This is a genomic window from Salinicola socius (assembly GCF_001937195.1).
Lineage (GTDB): Bacteria > Pseudomonadota > Gammaproteobacteria > Pseudomonadales > Halomonadaceae > Salinicola > Salinicola socius.
The window spans coordinates 191,097-208,312 of record NZ_MSDO01000004.1; the positions used below are offsets into that span (position 1 = coordinate 191,097).

The following is a 17,216-nucleotide window of genomic DNA, read 5'->3' on the forward strand; positions in this document are numbered from 1 at the left end:
GGGCGCATCCCCGACGCCGGCTCGGAGGCATGAGCTATCGGGAGATTCATATCTGTTTGCCGATTTCGCGCAGCGCCTGCAGGTCGCCCATCAGGATCAGGCTGTCGCCGGTCTGGAGCGGGGTGTCGTCGGCCGGATTGCGGATCACTTCCTGGCCGCGTTTGATGGCGACCAGAAACAGCGCATCACGATCGATCGAGAGATTGGCGACGCTGGCGCAGTTCTCGATCAGGCGCTCGGTGGTTTCGATCTCGACGATGAACTGGCGCTCGCCCAGCCGGATGAAATCGACCATGGCGTGATAGTTGAGGCTTTCTGCCACGCGCACGCCGACATCGTATTCCGGATAGACCACGCGATCGGCGCCGAGGCGCTTGAGCAGCTTGTAGTGAGAGTCGGAGTGCGCCTTGGCCCAGATCTCCTTGGCGCCGAGCTCCTTGACGTGGAGCGTGCAGGTCACGCTGGCCTCGACGTTGTCGTCGACGTCGATCACCACCACGTCGTAGGCATCGAGCGACAGCTCACCCAGCGCCTTCTCGTCGGTGAGATCGGCAATTACCGCATGGTCGAGAATGTCCGACAGCGCGTCGACACGGGTTTCGTCGGCATCGACGCCTAGCACCTGATTCTGGTGGCGTTTCAATTCACGCGCGACGGTACTGCCGAAATAGCCCAACCCCAGAATGGCGAAGTGCCGGGACATCGAAATCTCCTTGTGAGGTCTCGTCTGACAGAGACCGAAACGAAACACCTGAGCCTGACATGAAATCGTCACGAGCTTGACATGAGTCGTCAGAGGCCCTGATAAATCGCCCGGATCATCGCTGTGCGCCGAGCTTTGCACAAGCCCCGGCATCGTACCAACCATGATGCGGTCGCGCATGTCTCGCGTCGACGCTACAATCCCCCGCCGCATCTCCCGCCATGGGTCGTTTTTCTCATCAGGAGCGACACCGTTATGGGCGATTCCCGGCACCGGATCGGTGCTCGAGGCCCGGTTCGGGCACGGCACGGCTCGACCCAGCCAGCTACTGGAACGACGAGGACGCATGACCGCAATCGCATCACCCAAGAATTTGTGGCTGGGACGCTGGGGCTTTGTCCTCGCGGCCACCGGCTCGTCGGTAGGCCTGGGCAACATCTGGAAGTTCCCCTACATGACCGGCGAATATGGCGGCGGCGCTTTCGTGCTGGTCTATCTCCTTTGCATTGCCGCCATCGGCGTGCCGGTGATGATGGCGGAGATCGCACTCGGGCGCCGAGGGAGAGGCAGTCCGATCGACGCCATCCGGCGGGTGACGAGGGAGTCCGGGCGCAGCCGATGGTGGTCGGGGCTGGGATGGATGGCGATGCTGTGCGGCTTCATGATTCTGTCGTTCTACGTGGTGGTCGCCGGGTGGGCGGTCTCCTATCTGTGGAAATCGGTGACGGGTGGTCTCGCCGCCCATAGCGTCGAGGGCATGGCCGCCATCTTCAGCGCCAACAATGCCAACCCCTGGAATCTGGGGTTCTGGAGCTCGCTGGTCACGCTGGCAACGATGGCGATCGTGGGGCTGGGCGTACAGGCGGGCATCGAGCGAAGCGTGCGCTGGATGATGCCGGGTCTGGTGGTCATGCTGGTCGTGATGATCGTCTATGCGCTCTTCTCCGGCAGTTTCGGCGCCGGAGTGCACTTCCTGTTTGCCTTCGACCCCGGCAAGCTCACCGGACAGGCGGTGTTGGCCGCGATGGGCCACGCCTTCTTTACCTTGTCCTTGGCTTCAGGTGCCATCCTCACCTATGGCGCTTACCTGCCGGCAGATCAATCCATCGGCCGCACCACGCTGATGGTCGCCATCTGCGACACCCTGGTCGCACTGATGGCGGGGTTGGCGATCTTCCCGGTGATCTTCGCCAACGGGATGGACCCGGCATCCGGCCCTGGCCTGATCTTCATGAGTCTGCCGCTGGCCTTCCAGCAGATGCCGCTGGGTGGCGCAGTCGAGACGATCTTCTTTCTGATGCTCACCGTGGCTGCACTGACATCGGCCATCTCGATGATCGAAGCGACGGTCGCATGGTTGAACGAGAGTCACGGCCTGTCCCGCGTCAGGGCGGCCTGGGGTGTCGGTATTCTGCTGTGGGTAGTGAGCACGCTGGCGATGCTGTCGTTCAACGTCGGTGCGGACTGGAAGCTGGCGGGGCGACATTTCTTCGACTGGCTCGACTTTCTGACCTCGCGCTTTTTGATGCCGCTGGGGGGGCTGGGAACGGCGCTGCTGGCAGGATTCGTGCTGCGCGGAGAGAGTCTGAAAGAGGAGTTGGGGCTACCTTCGGCGGTTCACGCACTGTGGCGATTCGCGATCCGCTATGTCTGTCCGCTGGCGATCGTGATGGTGTTCCTGGACGCTCTCGGCGCGCTGGGTGCGGCATTCGACTGGCGCTGGCTGGCGGCAGTCCTGGTTCTCGCGCTGATTGCCGAAGTCGCTATCCTTCGTCGTCATGGACGCCAGGGTGGGTGAGAGGCGGTCAGTCGTCAGCGAGTTCTCATCGAATTGGTGACGTGGCCACCGAGTTTTGCTGTCGGGCGGGCACCGACGCCCGCCCGAGAGGCATCAGTCATCGATTTCCCAGCTGACGCTGACACCTGCGTCGATGCTGATCTCGCCACTGCGGTACTCCGCGGCGCTGCCACTGCTGTCGGCCTCCGCAGCGCGCATCATCACCATCTGCGGCTGGTAGCGCGGAGCGGTGGTCTCCTCGATGGTGACGACATCGCCCAGATCGACGCCCAGCGTGTCCGCCATCATCTCGGCCTTCTGGCGGGCGCGTTCGAGTGCCTGCTTGAGCGCCCGATCGTCGGCGGCGTCGCTGTCCTTGAGGCCGTAGCTGACACCGTCGAGTGAATCGACCCCGGCGCTGGTCAAGGCGTCGAGAACGCGCGGCAGACGGTCGAGCTCATCGAGCGTCAACGACACCGAACGTTCGACCTGGGTGCGTACCTTGGGAGGCGTGTTGTCGTCGCCCCGATTGGCGGTCTGCACGAAGTCGGGTCGCACGCTGAGCGAACCGGCGCGAATGTTCCTGCTGTCGATACCCGCGTTTTCCAACGTGCGGATCAATTCGCCGGTGCGGGATTCGAGCCGTTCCCGCGCCTTCTTGATGGCGTCGCTATCGCCCGAGGACTCCTCGCCCTGAACCTGGGCGGGCGTGCGCTCCCAAAGCGTGGCGTTCAGCGTTGCCTGATCGGGCGCGATATCGATCTTGGCATTGGCCTGCACGTGGATTTGGTGGGGTGTCTTGTCGGCGAGCGCCGGCGTGACCAGCGTCAGGGTCGCCAGCACCGCGGCGACGCCCAGGCCGAGGGTCCGCCCCAGTGTCTGCGGGTGGGCCTTGCGGGGGGATGAGTCGCACAATGCGTGGCGAAGGTCGATAGGCGTGTCGAGAAACATGGCATTTCCTTTGTCGAAAAAACGGCGGTACCGAAAACCGGCGTTGAAACGTCGTTCGTGCGAGAACCGAGCGCTGCATGGACGCTTCCAGCGTCGTTCGGTTCCCATGCTATGCTCGCCCGCTTCTATATCCCAACCCTTCGAGTCGATGATGCGCTGTCTTTCCCCATTGCCGAGCCGCTGGCGCCAGACAATCCGCTGGCCATTGGCGGCTGTGTCGCCGTTCGCACTGGCGCTGATGGTGGCCGTTGTCGGCTGGCCGGCGACCAGGGTTTCAGCCGCCGAATCCGACGTGGGTGTGACTGCGGTCAGTGTGGAAGACGATAGCGGCCGTCGGGTGACGCTGGCGCGGCCGGCCGAGCGCATCATTGCGCTGGCACCGCACCTGGTGGAATTGAGTTACGCCGTCGGCGCCGGCAGACAGCTGGTCGGCGTCATCGACGGCAGCGACTACCCGCCGGCGGCGCGGCAGATCGCCCGTGTCGGCAGCTACCGAGGGATTCCACTCGAACTGGTCGTTGCCAGGCAGCCGGATCTGGTGCTGGTCTGGGGTAGCGGTACGCCGGCTTCGCTGGTCGAGCAGCTCGAGCGCCTGGATATCCCCGTCTATCGCAGCGAGCCGCGCCAGCTCGGGGAGATCGCGGGCGACCTGCGGGATATCGGCCGGCTCTCGGGACATGCCTCGGCGGGAGAGCAGGCCGCTTCCGATTTCGAACAAGCGCTGGAAGGGACATCGCAGCAGCTTTCCCCGGCACCACGGGTGTTCTATCAGTTGGGGCAGTCACCCTTGACCACCCTGGCCGGCGGTCAGATCGTGACCCAGGTGATTCGCCACTGCGGCGGCGTGCCGCTGTTCGACGATGCGCCGGTGCTGGTGCCCCAGATCGGCTGGGAGTCACTGATCGAAGCGCAGCCAGAGGTCATTCTGGCAGCCGGTAACGATGATCGCTGGCAGTCGTTCTGGGCCGAGCACGATGAATTGCCGGCGGTGCGCAACGGGGCGATGTACACGCTGGACCCGGACGCGATCAGCCGCCCCGGCCCACGCATGATCCACGCCGTGCGCCAAGTGTGTCGGGCGCTTGCCCAGACGATCCGATAGCCGACGACCCGATAGCCAACGAGTCGATAGCGGAAAGGGGATTCCTGGCCGCGTCTCGTCGCTCTTGGCGCTCAACCCGGGGATCTTGGCTCTTGGCCCGCGGCCCGCGGCCCGTGGCTCATTGCTCTTGGCGTTAGTAGTCGATGCCTCGACGCGCCTGCACCCCCGCATTGAACGCGTGTTTGGTGTCGTGCATTTCGGTCACCGTATCCGCCATTTCCACCAGCTCGCGGTGGGCATTGCGCCCGGTCACGATCACGCTCTGTTCCCGCGGCCGATTGGCAATGGCGCGCCTGACCGTCTCGAACTCGAGATAGCCGAACTTGAGCATGTAGGTGATCTCGTCGAGCACCACCAGATAGACGTCGGGATCGGCGAGCAGGCGCTCGGCCTCCAGCCACACCTCGAGACAGGCGACGGTGTCGCTGTCGCGATTCTGGGTGTCCCAGGTGAATCCCGTCGCCATCACGTGGACCTCGAGGTGGGGATCGTCGATCAGCCGGTCGCGTTCGCCGCATTCCCACAGCCCCTTGATGAACTGGATCACGCCGACGCGATAGCCGTAGCCCAGCGCACGGGTGACGGTGCCCCAGGCCGCCGTGGTCTTGCCCTTGCCGTTGCCGGTGAAGACCAGCAGTAGACCGCGCTGTTCTGTGGCGGCGGCGACCTTCTCGTCGACGTGGGATTTGAGTTTCTGCATCGCTTGCTGGTGACGCTGCTGGCGGTCACTCATGGCTGGGCTCCGGTCTTGGATGGAAGGGCGATCGGGTCGGCAAAGGAAAAGCGGATCGGGATCACGGTGCGGGAAGCGGATAGCCCAGCGCGCCGGCGATCTCATCGGCATGATGCTCGACCCATGTCGATGAGATCGGGCCCCAGTCGCGGATCACGTAGCGCCCGATCTGGTGACGTTCGCCCGCGGACTGCTCGAACTCGCAGCGAATGTCGAGCTCGCCCAGTGCGGCCAGCGTATCCTGCGCGGTACGCCGGGGCATGCCGCTGACCTCGACGATGGCCGGCACGCTCGCGGCAAGTCCGGCATCGATCAGGTGGGCGACGTAGAGGCGACGATAGAAGCTGGTGCGGGTCTTGCTGAGAGTCATGGACGGGCTCGTGGTTCGGGATGGCATGGCTCCGATGCTACGCCAACGCCTTGCGTTCGACGACCGTTGGCACCGTGGGGCAGCACTCGAGTCAGGCGGCCATGGATTCCAGCAGCAGCTCGCGGTAATCGAGAAGCCAATCCACGAAGCGATCGATGCCCCGTTCCAGCGAAATCTGAGGCGTGTAATGGATGGCCGACTGCAGCTTGCGGGTGTCCGCCCAGGTGCGCTCCATATCGCCCGGCTGCATTTGTCTGAAGTGCTTGGTGGCGGTGACGCCCAGCCGGGCTTCCAGCGTGGCGACGAAGTCTAGCAGGGCGATCGGCTTGCCGCGCCCCAGATTGTAGATGTCGTGCGGCGCGCTGCGCTCGGTAGTCGGGGCGGGCGCCGATTCTGGAGCGAGGGGCAGCAACCGCACGATGCACTCGATGACATCGTCGATATAGGTAAAGTCTCTGGCCATGCGGCCGTGGTTGAAGATATCGATCGGCTCTGCGCGTAACAGGTTGGCGGCAAACAGGCATGGCGCCATGTCCGGGCGTCCCCACGGGCCATAGACGGTAAAGAAACGCATTCCGGTGGAAGGCAGCCGATGCAGGTCGGCATAGCTGTAGGCCATCATCTCATTGGCGCGTTTGGTTGCGGCGTAGATCGAGGCCGGCTGATTCACGGCATCGGTCTCCCGAAATGGCAGGGTTTTCTGGCGCCCGTAGACCGAACTGGAGGAGGCGTAGAGCAGATGCTCGACATCGTGACGCTTGCACACGTCGAGCAGGTTGAGAAACCCGGTCAGGTTGCTGCGCCCGTACTCGTGCGGGTGATCGACGGAATGGCGCACGCCGGCCTGGGCGGCGAGATTGACCACGTGAGTGAAACGTTCGCGGACAAACAGCGCCTCCAGCGACGCTAGATCGGCGATATCGATGCGATGGAACGGCACCCCGGACAGCTGTGCGACTCGCGCCTGCTTGAGGGAGACGGCGTAGTAATCGTTGAGGTTGTCGAGGGCGACGACACTGTGACCATCGCGGGCAAGACGATCGGCAAGATGAAAGCCGATGAATCCGGCGGCACCGGTAACGAGGATTTTCATGCAGGTTTCTGTCCTTGATGAATCCATGACTGATCGAGCCGGCGAACGGGTGCTGGGCTCTGATTGCCACAGGCGACCGCCTGCCTGCCGAATGACAGGGCGGCGACGGGTAGCACATCCAGTTGCCCGCCGCGGTAAGGGAAGGTGTGAGCGACGGTGGCGTCATCCATCAACGGACGGAGATCGCGATCACGGCCGACGACCCAGCCCTCCGGCATCTGGTGTTCAAAGCGACACAGATCTGTGGATGTACCGTTCAGCGTGATCAGGGGCTTGCTCAGTCGTCCCGCGAACTGAAAGGTCGCCTGGTAGCCATTGCCGTTGAAGGCAACGGGGACCCCCTCATGCTGCAGTCGTGCCATCAGCCTGGCGGGAGCGGTGACGTCGTAGCGGCTCCAGAGGGGCGACAGCATCAGTTGGGTGGCGATCAGCACAGCGATACCGGTGCCGAGTGCCAGATTGCGAATCGCTTGAGCTGCGCCCAGCCAATGCCGATACCAGAGAAAAGCCGCCCAGGCGATCAGGGCAATAGCCCCGAAGGGGGAAAGCATCGCGCGACTCACGGCGCCAGTGCCAAGGAGCATCAGAACCGGAGCTGCCACGCCTAGCAGGCCGATGGCCATGGCGGGCAGGCGGCCACGCAGGCGTGCACGGCGATCGATGCTGCCGAGACGGTCCATGATCAGCAGCGCCAACGCCGGCAGCAGTGGCATCAGGTAGTGAATCTGCTTGCCGCTGATGAGTGAAAAAATGACCAGCGGGCAGCCTAGCCAGATCCAGGCCAGGCGCTGATGGCGGTGGCGCGGCAGCCGAGGCCATGCGCTTGGCCATAGCGTCCAGGGGAAGGCGAGCAATGGTAGCCACGGGAGGTACCACCACACGGGGCGCGCGTGGTCCATTGCCTGTTGCAGGCGATCGACGCTCTGGCCCCAGAGTAGATCCTGGGCGTAGTCGCGACCGCCCAGCCACGCGGCGGGCAATGCCCAGGCCAACAGCATGGCGAGTCCCAGTGTCAGCGCCAGGACGAGATGACGCCGACCGGATGGACCCAGCGCTGAGGCTCGCCAAAGCGGGATCGTCAGCAGAATCGGCCCGAGCGTCACGAACACGGCCGGGCCCTTGGCGAGCAGTGCCAGCCCCAGCCAGAGCCCGCTGACGGTGGCCTTGGATATCGTCAGTTGGCCCGCTACCAGCGGCGCGATGGCGCCCAGCAGGCAGGCGCTGAGCAGGATGTCGAACATCAGCGCGCCGCTGTAGAGGTTCCACATCAACATGGCCATCAATGCCATGGGCGCGAGTCGCGCCTGACTGCCGGCGTAACCCAGACGGCGGGCGATGCGATAGAGATGCGCCATGGCAATCAGCGACGCCAGCGGCGAGATCAACCTGGGCCACCATTCGCTGACCCCGAACAGCGACCAGCCGGAATGGATCAGCCAGAACAGCAGCGGCGGCTTGTCGGCGTAAGGGACGCCGTTCATGAGCGGAAGCCAGAAAGAGTGGGCGTGCCACATCTCCCAGGCGACCGAGACGTAGCGGGTTTCGTCGATCGGCATCAACGGCTTGGCCAGTGCGCCGGCGAGCGCCATCGACCAGAGCAGCACGATGACCGCGGTGTCGCGATGTCTGGTTTCCCAACGCAACAGAGTGAGAGAGTGCGGAAACTGGCGGGTGATGATCACGCGATCGCGCCTCGACGAAGTGGAGAGACGCTACTGTGATGGCGCTGGCTTAACGAAATATTATCGAGACAGGACGGTCTCCAGATCGTGCAAGAACGGGGTTGGGGGCGGAATTCCGAGAAGCGAATCGCACGATAAGAAAGCGTTAAGGTGGGTGTGTCTCAATGGGTTAGACGGGCGAAATCCCGTCGGGATCCTCGGCGGCGTGACGCAGACGAACGACGAAGCCGGATGATGCACGCGCACGATCGAGACACACAACGAGAGACACGCAACGAAGACGGAAACCGCAATGCGCGTATTGTTGGTGGAAGATGATCCCCTGCTGGGGGACGGCATTCGGACTGCCCTGATCCGGGAAGGCTACGTGGTGGACTGGTTGACGAAAGGCCGGGATGCACTGGAAGCAGTGCGCGTCGAGCCATTTTCGTTGGTCGTGCTCGATCTGGGTCTACCGGACATCGACGGACTCGAGGTGCTCAAAGGCATTCGGCGCCACTATCCGCTGCCGGTTCTGATCCTGACCGCCCGGGATGCGGTCGACCAGCGCATCATGGGGCTGGATGCCGGCGCCGACGACTACGTGCTCAAGCCGTTCGATCTGCAGGAGCTGCTGGCACGGATGCGCGTGGTGACGCGTCGTGCCGAAGGCAGGGCGACCCAGCTGCTGGCGATCGGCCAGTTGACCATCAACGAAGCCGAGCATGAAGTCAGCTGGAAGGGGGCGTCTGTCCCGCTCGCTCGACGGGAGTTTGCGCTGCTGCTCGAGCTGGCCAGAAACCGCGATAAAGTCATGTCGCGCCCCAAACTGGAAAGTCTGCTCTATGGCTGGGGAGAAGAGGTCGGTTCCAACGCACTGGAAGTTCATGTCCACCACCTGCGCCGCAAGCTCGACAAGCATCTGATCGCTACGGTCAGAGGCATCGGCTATCGACTGGACAGCCGCGTGGCATGACATCGATCCGCCGCTATCTCAATTTTACGCTCGTTGGCGTACTGCTGATCGTCATGGGGCTGGCAGTCACCGCCGCCTATCTGATCACGCGCCACGAAATGGAAGAGATCTTCGATGCGCAGTTGAGCCTTCAGGCGCGCGTGGTGTCGGCGCTCGTCGATACCGACACGACATCACGGGAGTATCAGGCGGTCGCCGAAAAGCTGTCGCAACCCGGGCACTTCGCACGCTGGTATGGCCAAACCGGCAGCCTCCTCGACAAGATCGGCCATCCCAAGCGCTACATCCATGAAGAGGGCATGCTGTCGCTCGGCTTCTGGGATGCCGGACAGCGACCGATTCTGATGGGACCGCGCTGGCACGGGAAGGACGACGCCTTCCCGGCGCCGAAAGACGCCGGGTATCGCTGGCAGCGTTTCGGCGGTCATCGCTGGCGGGTCTTCAGCATGCCGATCGAGGGCGGGCGCTGGCTGAGCGTCGGGTTGCGGGAAGCGTTTCAGGACGAACTCTCCAACAAGGTCGCCATCGGCAATTTCGTGCCGCTGCTGCTGGCGCTGCCGATCCTTATCTGGCTGATTGCCCGGCTGATTCGGCGAGGCTTGAAGCCGATCGATCATCTTTCCCGACAAGTTCAGGCGCGAGACGAGAAAGACTTGAGTCCGATTCGCGTGGGCGTGCCGCGAGAATTGCAGACCCTGCGTGGTGCGCTCAACGATTTCATCGACCGTCTGGGCAAGACGCTCGAACGTGAACGGCGTTTCACGGCCGATGCGGCCCACGAGTTGAGAACCCCGCTGGCGGCCATGAAGATCCATCTCGACAACGCCCGTTACGGCGAGCCCAGTGCGCTGGACAAGGCCTATAAAGGCATCGAGCGTCTGCAGCGCGTGGTCGAGCAGTTGCTGCTGCTGGCCCGTCTGGATATTCATCGTGAACGGCCGGCTCCTGAGTCGATCCCGCTGCCGGCCTTGGTCATGGATCTGGCCGCCGATCTGTGGCCGTTGGCCGAGTCCCGGCAGCAGACGCTGGAGATCGTCGAAGGCGAGCCGGTGAGCGTTACCGGCAATGCCACCGAACTGGGAATACTGATCCGCAATCTGATGGACAACGCGCTGCGCTATACCCCACCGGAAGGGACGGTGGTCGTGGCGGTGGGCAGCGATGACCGGCACCCCTGGCTGACCATCGCGGACTCCGGCCCCGGCATTCCCGAAGCGCTGCTGGAGTCGGTGAAACAGCGCTTCCAACGCGCGTCCGACCAGCGTATTAGCGGCAGCGGCCTGGGCCTCTCCATTGCGGCCGAGATCGCCGAGCGCCAGCGGTTGACGATGACGCTCGCCAACCGCGCGGAAGGCGGCCTGGTGGTCAGGCTGGACTGGCTCGATGCTGTCGTCTGACTCACCCCGCCGGGACGTTGGCCGCCGTCTCGAAGCGCATCGGGTTCATGCTGCAGTCCCAGGCTTTTAAACCCTCGGTGCGCTGCCGGTACTGTCCGGCAAGGTGGTCGGTGCCACGAAGATCGGCGCTGCGGTCACGTCGCCCTGGCACTGGCCCACGGCCGTCGCCGGAACGAGCCACCAGTCGTCGCCATTCTGAATCCCCATGTCGTGAACCTGGCCGCGGTCGATGCAGTCGTAATCTTCGGCTTGACGCTTCATCGCGAACATCCAGCGGCTGTCATCCTGCTGGAGCCAGGCGAAGGCACGCTGGAACTGATCGCTTGCCGGCGTCTTGTCGCCGAACTGAATGCTGGGTTGGCGAGACTGCAGAAGAAACTCTTCATCGTAATCCGGCATCGCCAACCAGATGCCGGTGCCGGTGATCGACTCGACATCGGCCATCATGTCCCGCGGAGAGCGAGCGTGATCCTGCAGCGTATAACCCCAGCTCGACCAACTGACCCAGAAAACGATCAACCAGCCGCAGAGTGCCCACAATCCGCGGCGCGGGCGCGCCCATGCCAGCAATCCAAGCGCTATGACGCCGATGACGATCCACCATGCCCAGGGCGATACCGCATGACGTGAGGCGACTTTGGTCAGTGCCGGCAGACCGACGAAACCCAGAATACCTGCGATCAACAGTATGCCGCCGAGCAAGGCCAGCAGGCCGAACCCCAGCCAATGCAGGCGCTTTTTAGTGATCAGTCCGGGCAGCAGCGGTGCCATCGCCATGACCAGCAGCGGTAACGTCGGCAGCATGTAAACGCCACGTTTACCGGGGGACAGGGAAAAGAAAGTGACGATCAGAATGACGGAACTGAGCGGCAGCAGAATGCGTGCATCGGCGCGACACAGACGACGCCACCAGGCGGGGATCGCCCACGGGAAGGCCAGGATCAGCGGCATCCACGCCCACGGCAGAACGTTGAGCAGATAGTAGTACCAGGGTTCGAGGTGCGCCCAGGAATCGGCGTAGCGCTGGCCGGTCTGCTTGAACAGGATATTGTCCCGATAGGCGGCCAATGACGGGTCATCTCCCCATGTCGCCATGACAATCATCGGCACCGCCCAGGTGGCCACACACAGCAGCATGACGCCGATCCCCTGCGCCAAATCCTTCAGACGAAAGCGTGTGGCCTGTCCGCGGTAGGCCATCCACCACCAGGCCGGCAGCAGTGTCAGAGGCAGGATGCCGACACCCTTGGTGATGATGCCGAGGCCCATTGCGGCCCAGCCTGTCAGCCACCACTTCTTGGCAGGGCCGAGCAGTGCGTGACGCAGAAAACCATAGCTGGCAAGGGTGGTAAAGAACGTCAGCATCATGTCGAGCTGGGCCGTCTTGGCCTGCAGCACGAACTGGAATGCGGTCAGTAGCGCCACCCCCGACATCAGCGCGATGCGCCGTCCGTACAGGCGACGGCAAAGATCTATCGTCAGCAACAGGGTACCGACACCGGCCAGCGTGGTGGGTATCAGAAACCCCCAGCGCACGGAGCCGGTGAGCCAGATGCTCAGGGCCGATGCCCACATGAACAGGGGCGGTTTGTCGGGATAGAGCTCGCCGCCCCGGTGCGGGAACCAGAACTGGCCGGTACGCAGCATCTCCAGGGCATTCAGCGCGAAACGTGGTTCATCGGCGGGCCACGGATCACGTAGGCCGATGCCGATTCCCAGTAGCACGATGGTGAACAGCAGCAACAGCAACCAGGTACGACGATATTGCGCCTGTGATGGGTCGGTCCAGAAGCGTCGCATGGCAAGGGTTCCGTTCAGGAGTTCGAGACGTCGTCGGAAAGTGCGGTTCTGGTGGAATCCGTCTGACGCGTCTCCCGGCGGATCAGCATCAGGTTGCGAACGTAGATGATCAGGCCTGTGCCCTGGCCCGCGATGAACACCGGATCGCGGCGATAGATGGCGTAGGCGAGCAGCGTGGCGCCGCCGCCGAGGCTGAAAAACCAGAAGGCGACCGGAATGATGCTACGCCTGGCGCGCTCGCTGGCGAGCCACTGGATGATGAAGCGTGCCGAGAACAGCGCCTGGCCGATGAAGCCGATGGTCACCCACAGCCATTCCTGATTCATGGCATCGGCTCCGCGTGCGTCGAAATTTTCGGATTCTCAGCGGGGCTGCCGGCCGGCGTCATCGTATCGACGATGGCCGCAGGCAGTCGGCTACGGCGTCGCAGCCACATCACCCCGACCATATCCACGATCCCTGCCCACAGCCGATTGTTGAGACCGTAATGCGACCGACCGCTGCCGCGCGGGCGGTGATTGACTGGAACGGAAACGCACTCGCCCCCCTGAGCGCGAACCAGGGCGGGGAGAAACCGGTGCATATGATCGAAGTAGGGCAGCGACACGAAAGCGTCGCGACGCACCACCTTTAATCCGCAACCGGTATCCGGCGTGGCATCGTTGAGCAACGCCGCGCGGACGCGATTGGCGATCTTCGACGACACCCGTTTTAGCCAATCGTCGTGGCGCTGAACCCGATGACCCGCCACCAGCGTGACATCGCCCTGTCGCGCGCGCGCGAGTAGCGCCGGCAGGTCCGCCGGATCGTTCTGGCCGTCGCCATCCAGCGTGCCGAGCCAGGTTCCGCGGGCCGCCCACGCGGCCTGCCAGACAGAGGTGCTTTGTCCGGCACTGCAAGCGTGACGCATCGGGCGCAGGCGAGAATCCTGCGCCGCGCGCCGGGTCAACAGCTCCCAGCTGCCATCCGTCGAGGCATCGTCGACGACGATGACTTCATGCTCGACATCGGCAAGCGCCAGGCTGATTTCATCGAGCAGGCCGGGGAGATTGCCGACTTCATCCTTGGCCGGTATCAGAATCGAAATCAAGGGAGAATGGAGGCTTGAACGCATTGGTGACGATATCCTGGCCATGTGAACGGGCAACCTGAGAGATCACGGATCGGTTTGACGAAGGGCCGCGGGCCCAACCGCGTCGGTCAGGCCAGGGCAATCGTGGACGATGAGCGCGAGGGCGATCCGTTCATGGTCGTGTTCCAGGCTTAAAGAAATCTTAAGCGACAAACAGGAAAACGACGTTCCTGCTCAGGGCAGGGTCAAAGGGTGCCTGCCGATTGTCGAAAATCAGCCAAACAGATCCTGCTGCGCGTGAGGCGCGCGAAAGCGCGTGGTATCGAGACCCATCTCCGCCCGTTGGCCCATCTGCAGACGAGCGGCGGCACGGCGAAAACGCTGGTCAATCATGTCCACGAACAGCCCCTCGCCACGCATCCGGTGGCCGAAACGGCTGTCGTTGTTCTGCCCGCCGCGGGACTGGCGGAGCAGGCTCATGACCTTGCCCGCGCGCTCCGGATAGTGCTCCTCGAGCCAGGCTTCGAACAGCGGCGACACCTCGCGTGGCAGTCGCAACAGCGTCCAGCTGGCGGTTCGGGCCCCGGCCTCAGCCGCCCGCGCCAGCAGCGTCTCGATCTCGCTGTCGTTAATGGCGGGGATCACCGGCGCCACCAGCACGCCCACCGGGACCCCGGCTTCATGCAGATCCCGAATGACCTTGAGGCGCGCCGCCGGCGAAGCGGTACGCGGCTCGAGCGTGCGCTTCAGTTCGTTGTCGAGGGAGGTCAGGCTGACGAAGACACGGACCAGCCGCTCGCGGGCCATTTCGGCGAGCAGTTCCCGGTCGCGCAGGATCAACGCGCTCTTGGTCACCAGCGTGACCGGGTGGCGGCACTCCAGCAGCAGTTCCAGCAGCGAGCGCGTCGTACCGTGCTGCGCCTCGATCGGCTGGTAGCAGTCGGTGTTGCCGGAGAGGTTGATCGGCCGGCAGACGTAGCCGGGTTTGCACAGCTCCTCGCGCAATCGATCCGCCATGCCGGTCTTGGCGATCAGGCGCGTCTCGAAATCGATCCCGGGAGAGAGATCCCAGTAGGCGTGGCTGGGGCGGGCATAGCAGTAGATACAGCCGTGCTCGCAGCCGCGATAGGGGTTGAGCGAACGATCGAAGCCCAGATCCGGCGATTGATTCCAGGAAAACGCGGAGCGGGGTGCTTCGAGCTGGACCTGGGTGGCAATACGCGCCGGCAGTTCTTGCTGCCACCAGCCGTCGTCTTCCACGGTGCCGTGCGTCGGCTGGAAACGGTTGTCGGGATTGTAGGTCGCGCCGCGGCCTTTCAGCGGGCCGGTAAATCGATAGGGAGACGTCATTCCAGCGACTCCTGTGGTTGGGCATGATGACTGGCTATATATACAGTATCTTGGGCCAGCCTTGCCAGTTCGACAAGTCGCGAATCGGGTCACACCCTATCCGGGTCAAGACCACGACCGGCAACGACGTTCATCGGACCTTCGAAAATATTGTCGAATCTCGTGATGAGGATCGCTGAAGATCAGGGGCCATATTGCCGATAGCCGTTCAGAGCTTTCTGGCTAGGCGCCGAAAGCGTGCGGGAGACACAGAGGAAGCTGCAGGATGATCAATGGTTCCCATATCTCGTCTGTCGAAGAGCACGAGCGCAAGCGATTATCGAAGCTGCGACAGCTCAATCTGCTCGATACGCCTCCCAGCGAGAGTTTCGATCGCATCACGCGTATCGCCAGTGAGCTTTTCAACCTGCCTATCGCCGCCGTTTCGCTCACTGACGAGAATCGTCAATGGTTCAAGTCGCGAGTGGGGATCGATCATTGGGAGATACCGCGTTCCAAGGCGTGCTGCGGGGAAGTTGCCGATTTGTCTCGGGTGGTGGTGATCCCCGATCTGCTCGAATCGCCGCACTACCGCGATAGTCCTCTGGCGCAATCGGGCATCCGCTTTTATGCCGGGGCGCCGTTGCAAACATACGACGGCTATCTCCTGGGGGCGATGTGCGTTCTGGGCAACGAGCCGCGGAGCGTTACAGAACATGAGATAAGCATGCTGAAGGATTTGGCGGCGATGGTCATGGCCCAAATCGAACTGCAGCATGCCTTTGGCAGGCTCGACCCGCTCACCGGGCTATCCAACAGCAGCAAGTTCATCGAGGATCTGGAAGACCGGGCCCGAGATAGGGCCGGCGTAAGCTGTTTTGCGCTCTATATCGAGCTGATCGACATCGCCGAAATGCACTCGTTGCAGCGTGTCCTGGGGCCGGCTTGTCTCGACGATGTGGCGCGCGAGGCGGCGATGCGCCTCCAGCTGGAACTGGGTGTCGGCAACGTTATCTATCAGGTAGGGCCCTGCCAGTATGCCTACATTCTGGAAAGCGCCGAGCGCTGTCTGGAGGAGAGTGAAGCGCTGGCTACGGCCCTACGCCTCAGGCAAGTGTTGTCGAGCATGCCGCTTGGGGATGCCGTGCCTTTCGTACTGTGTCCGATGGTGGGGGTAGCGCCTTTCCGCTTGGGCGAAAACGTGCCTGCCGATATCCTTCGAACCTCGCACAGTGCTTGCCAGGCGGCCCGTGACAGCGAAACCGGGGTCAGCCTCTTCTCTTCGTCTTTAGACGAGCAGCATTTTCGGCGTTTTGAGCTGATCAACGGTTTTCGTCATGCCCTCGAGGACGTCGGACAGCTACAGCTTGTCTATCAACCGCGAGTGTCCTTGGCCACCGGCCGCTGTGTGGGCGCGGAAGCGCTCATTCGCTGGCAACATCCGACGCTGGGTTCGATCTCCCCTGACGAGTTTATTTCTTTGATCGAGCACACGGCCATGGTGCGGCCGCTGACTGACTGGGTGCTGCGCCACGCTATCCGTCAGGCCGCCGTCTGGCACCGGCGCGGCCGAGTGTTGCAGATGTCGGTCAATATTTCCGCTGCCAACCTCGGTGAGCCGGATTTCAGTGCTCGACTCGAGAGGTATCTGGCCGAGCAGGCTTTACCGGTGGGTGCCCTCGAACTTGAACTGACGGAGAGTGCTCTGATCAGCAACACCCGGACCGCTCGCGAAGCACTCGATGTGCTGGTCAACGCTGGTATCAGACTCGCTATCGATGACTTCGGTACCGGCTATAGCAGCCTGGCTTATTTGCAGAAGGTGCCGGCCGATGTGGTAAAGATCGATCGCTCTTTCGTCGCCCAGATAGATCAGCAAGCCCGCAGCCAGACGTTGATCAAAGCGATGATCTCCATGGCTCAGGAGCTGGGCTATCATGTGGTCGCCGAAGGCGTGGAGACCCAGGAAAGCTACCGGATACTGCAAGCACTGGGCTGCGACGAAGCGCAGGGTTACTGGATGGGCAGGCCGATGACCGCCGAAGCCTTCGACGATTGGTTGGCTGCTCGATAGGAAAACTGTCCGTGACCCATGTTTCGGGTGGATGGTTTCGGGCGGAGGGTTTCGGGCGGATGACGGGGGCTCGTTCACGTCCGGGGCTTTCGGTTGTGGCCCTGATCAACTCGCGTGGCTCTCGAAGGTTTGCGCTCGGATGCGTCGCCGATACAGCGTTGTGGCGCCCTCCGGTTGA

General features: G+C 63.1%; 15 protein-coding genes. 5 read left to right on the plus strand and 10 right to left on the minus strand.

What is annotated here, in order from left to right; genetic code table 11:
- Window positions 1–46: 46 nt before the first annotated feature.
- The gene (locus tag BTW07_RS19800) at window positions 47–703 is read right to left on the minus strand and encodes a potassium channel family protein (protein WP_075569129.1); all 657 of its coding nucleotides are present in this window, start codon (window positions 701–703) and stop codon (window positions 47–49) included.
- A 346-nt stretch (window positions 704–1,049) separates the two neighbouring features.
- On the opposite strand from BTW07_RS19800, the gene BTW07_RS05165 reads away from it, so the two are divergent.
- On the plus strand, window positions 1,050–2,501 hold the full coding sequence (locus BTW07_RS05165; protein WP_075569094.1) for a sodium-dependent transporter: 1,452 nt from the start codon (window positions 1,050–1,052) through the stop codon (window positions 2,499–2,501).
- 93 nt (window positions 2,502–2,594) lie between these two features.
- Here BTW07_RS05165 and BTW07_RS05170 read toward each other — a convergent pair whose 3' ends face one another.
- On the minus strand, window positions 2,595–3,431 hold the full coding sequence (locus tag BTW07_RS05170) for an SIMPL domain-containing protein (RefSeq protein WP_083941530.1): 837 nt from the start codon (window positions 3,429–3,431) through the stop codon (window positions 2,595–2,597).
- 151 nt (window positions 3,432–3,582) lie between these two features.
- Here BTW07_RS05170 and BTW07_RS05175 point away from each other — a divergent pair, with 151 nt between their 5' ends.
- Window positions 3,583–4,533 (plus strand): cobalamin-binding protein, encoded by a 951-nt coding sequence (locus tag BTW07_RS05175; protein WP_158025859.1) that lies wholly within the window; start codon window positions 3,583–3,585, stop codon window positions 4,531–4,533.
- Between the two features lie 133 nt (window positions 4,534–4,666).
- Here BTW07_RS05175 and cobO read toward each other — a convergent pair whose 3' ends face one another.
- The 4 genes from cobO to BTW07_RS05195 form a co-directional block, all read right to left on the minus strand.
- A complete protein-coding gene (cobO, locus tag BTW07_RS05180) occupies window positions 4,667–5,266 on the minus strand; it encodes a cob(I)yrinic acid a,c-diamide adenosyltransferase (protein WP_075569095.1) in 600 nt (199 codons plus the stop codon).
- Window positions 5,267–5,327: 61 nt separating this feature from the next.
- Window positions 5,328–5,636, minus strand: a complete 309-nt coding sequence (locus tag BTW07_RS05185) for a winged helix-turn-helix domain-containing protein (RefSeq protein ID WP_075569096.1) — start codon at window positions 5,634–5,636, stop codon at window positions 5,328–5,330.
- A gap of 91 nt (window positions 5,637–5,727) precedes the next feature.
- On the minus strand, window positions 5,728–6,729 hold the full coding sequence (locus BTW07_RS05190) for an SDR family NAD(P)-dependent oxidoreductase (RefSeq protein ID WP_075569097.1): 1,002 nt from the start codon (window positions 6,727–6,729) through the stop codon (window positions 5,728–5,730).
- On the minus strand, window positions 6,726–8,411 hold the full coding sequence (locus BTW07_RS05195) for an ArnT family glycosyltransferase (protein ID WP_075569098.1): 1,686 nt from the start codon (window positions 8,409–8,411) through the stop codon (window positions 6,726–6,728). The genes BTW07_RS05190 and BTW07_RS05195 overlap by 4 nt, the downstream gene beginning before the upstream one ends.
- A gap of 292 nt (window positions 8,412–8,703) precedes the next feature.
- Here BTW07_RS05195 and BTW07_RS05200 point away from each other — a divergent pair, with 292 nt between their 5' ends.
- Window positions 8,704–9,366 (plus strand): response regulator, encoded by a 663-nt coding sequence (locus tag BTW07_RS05200; RefSeq protein ID WP_075569099.1) that lies wholly within the window; start codon window positions 8,704–8,706, stop codon window positions 9,364–9,366.
- Entirely contained in the window at window positions 9,363–10,763 is a 1,401-nt protein-coding gene (locus BTW07_RS05205) for an ATP-binding protein (protein ID WP_075569100.1), read from the plus strand. The genes BTW07_RS05200 and BTW07_RS05205 overlap by 4 nt, the downstream gene beginning before the upstream one ends.
- Before the next feature lie 66 nt (window positions 10,764–10,829).
- Here BTW07_RS05205 and BTW07_RS05210 read toward each other — a convergent pair whose 3' ends face one another.
- The 4 genes from BTW07_RS05210 to BTW07_RS05225 all read right to left on the minus strand — a co-directional run bounded on the left by BTW07_RS05210 (window position 10,830) and on the right by BTW07_RS05225 (window position 14,985).
- Window positions 10,830–12,563 (minus strand): ArnT family glycosyltransferase, encoded by a 1,734-nt coding sequence (locus BTW07_RS05210; RefSeq protein WP_075569101.1) that lies wholly within the window; start codon window positions 12,561–12,563, stop codon window positions 10,830–10,832.
- 14 nt (window positions 12,564–12,577) lie between these two features.
- Complete coding sequence (locus tag BTW07_RS05215) at window positions 12,578–12,889, minus strand: lipid-A-disaccharide synthase N-terminal domain-containing protein (RefSeq protein WP_075569102.1); 312 nt, start codon at window positions 12,887–12,889, stop codon at window positions 12,578–12,580.
- Window positions 12,886–13,677, minus strand: coding sequence for a glycosyltransferase family 2 protein (locus BTW07_RS05220; protein ID WP_083941534.1), 792 nt, complete (start codon window positions 13,675–13,677; stop codon window positions 12,886–12,888). Before BTW07_RS05220 ends, BTW07_RS05215 begins: the two co-directional genes overlap by 4 nt.
- A 231-nt stretch (window positions 13,678–13,908) precedes the next feature.
- Window positions 13,909–14,985 carry a PA0069 family radical SAM protein gene (locus BTW07_RS05225; RefSeq protein WP_075569103.1) on the minus strand — a complete coding sequence of 359 codons (1,077 nt, stop codon included), beginning with the start codon at window positions 14,983–14,985 and terminating at the stop codon, window positions 13,909–13,911.
- Window positions 14,986–15,250: 265 nt separating this feature from the next.
- On the opposite strand from BTW07_RS05225, the gene BTW07_RS05230 reads away from it, so the two are divergent.
- Entirely contained in the window at window positions 15,251–17,038 is a 1,788-nt protein-coding gene (locus BTW07_RS05230) for a sensor domain-containing phosphodiesterase (protein ID WP_075569104.1), read from the plus strand.
- Window positions 17,039–17,216 lie beyond the last annotated feature (178 nt).

Coding starts and splice junctions, on each gene's coding strand:
- BTW07_RS19800 (WP_075569129.1), bottom strand. CDS start 703: ATGTCCCGGCACTTCGCCATTCTGGGGTTGGGCTATTTCGGCAGTACC.
- BTW07_RS05165 (WP_075569094.1), top strand. CDS start 1,050: ATGACCGCAATCGCATCACCCAAGAATTTGTGGCTGGGACGCTGGGGC.
- BTW07_RS05170 (WP_083941530.1), bottom strand. CDS start 3,431: ATGTTTCTCGACACGCCTATCGACCTTCGCCACGCATTGTGCGACTCA.
- BTW07_RS05175 (WP_158025859.1), top strand. CDS start 3,583: ATGCGCTGTCTTTCCCCATTGCCGAGCCGCTGGCGCCAGACAATCCGC.
- cobO (WP_075569095.1), bottom strand. CDS start 5,266: ATGAGTGACCGCCAGCAGCGTCACCAGCAAGCGATGCAGAAACTCAAA.
- BTW07_RS05185 (WP_075569096.1), bottom strand. CDS start 5,636: ATGACTCTCAGCAAGACCCGCACCAGCTTCTATCGTCGCCTCTACGTC.
- BTW07_RS05190 (WP_075569097.1), bottom strand. CDS start 6,729: ATGAAAATCCTCGTTACCGGTGCCGCCGGATTCATCGGCTTTCATCTT.
- BTW07_RS05200 (WP_075569099.1), top strand. CDS start 8,704: ATGCGCGTATTGTTGGTGGAAGATGATCCCCTGCTGGGGGACGGCATT.
- BTW07_RS05205 (WP_075569100.1), top strand. CDS start 9,363: ATGACATCGATCCGCCGCTATCTCAATTTTACGCTCGTTGGCGTACTG.
- BTW07_RS05210 (WP_075569101.1), bottom strand. CDS start 12,563: ATGCGACGCTTCTGGACCGACCCATCACAGGCGCAATATCGTCGTACC.
- BTW07_RS05215 (WP_075569102.1), bottom strand. CDS start 12,889: ATGAATCAGGAATGGCTGTGGGTGACCATCGGCTTCATCGGCCAGGCG.
- BTW07_RS05220 (WP_083941534.1), bottom strand. CDS start 13,677: ATGCGTTCAAGCCTCCATTCTCCCTTGATTTCGATTCTGATACCGGCC.
- BTW07_RS05225 (WP_075569103.1), bottom strand. CDS start 14,985: ATGACGTCTCCCTATCGATTTACCGGCCCGCTGAAAGGCCGCGGCGCG.
- BTW07_RS05230 (WP_075569104.1), top strand. CDS start 15,251: ATGATCAATGGTTCCCATATCTCGTCTGTCGAAGAGCACGAGCGCAAG.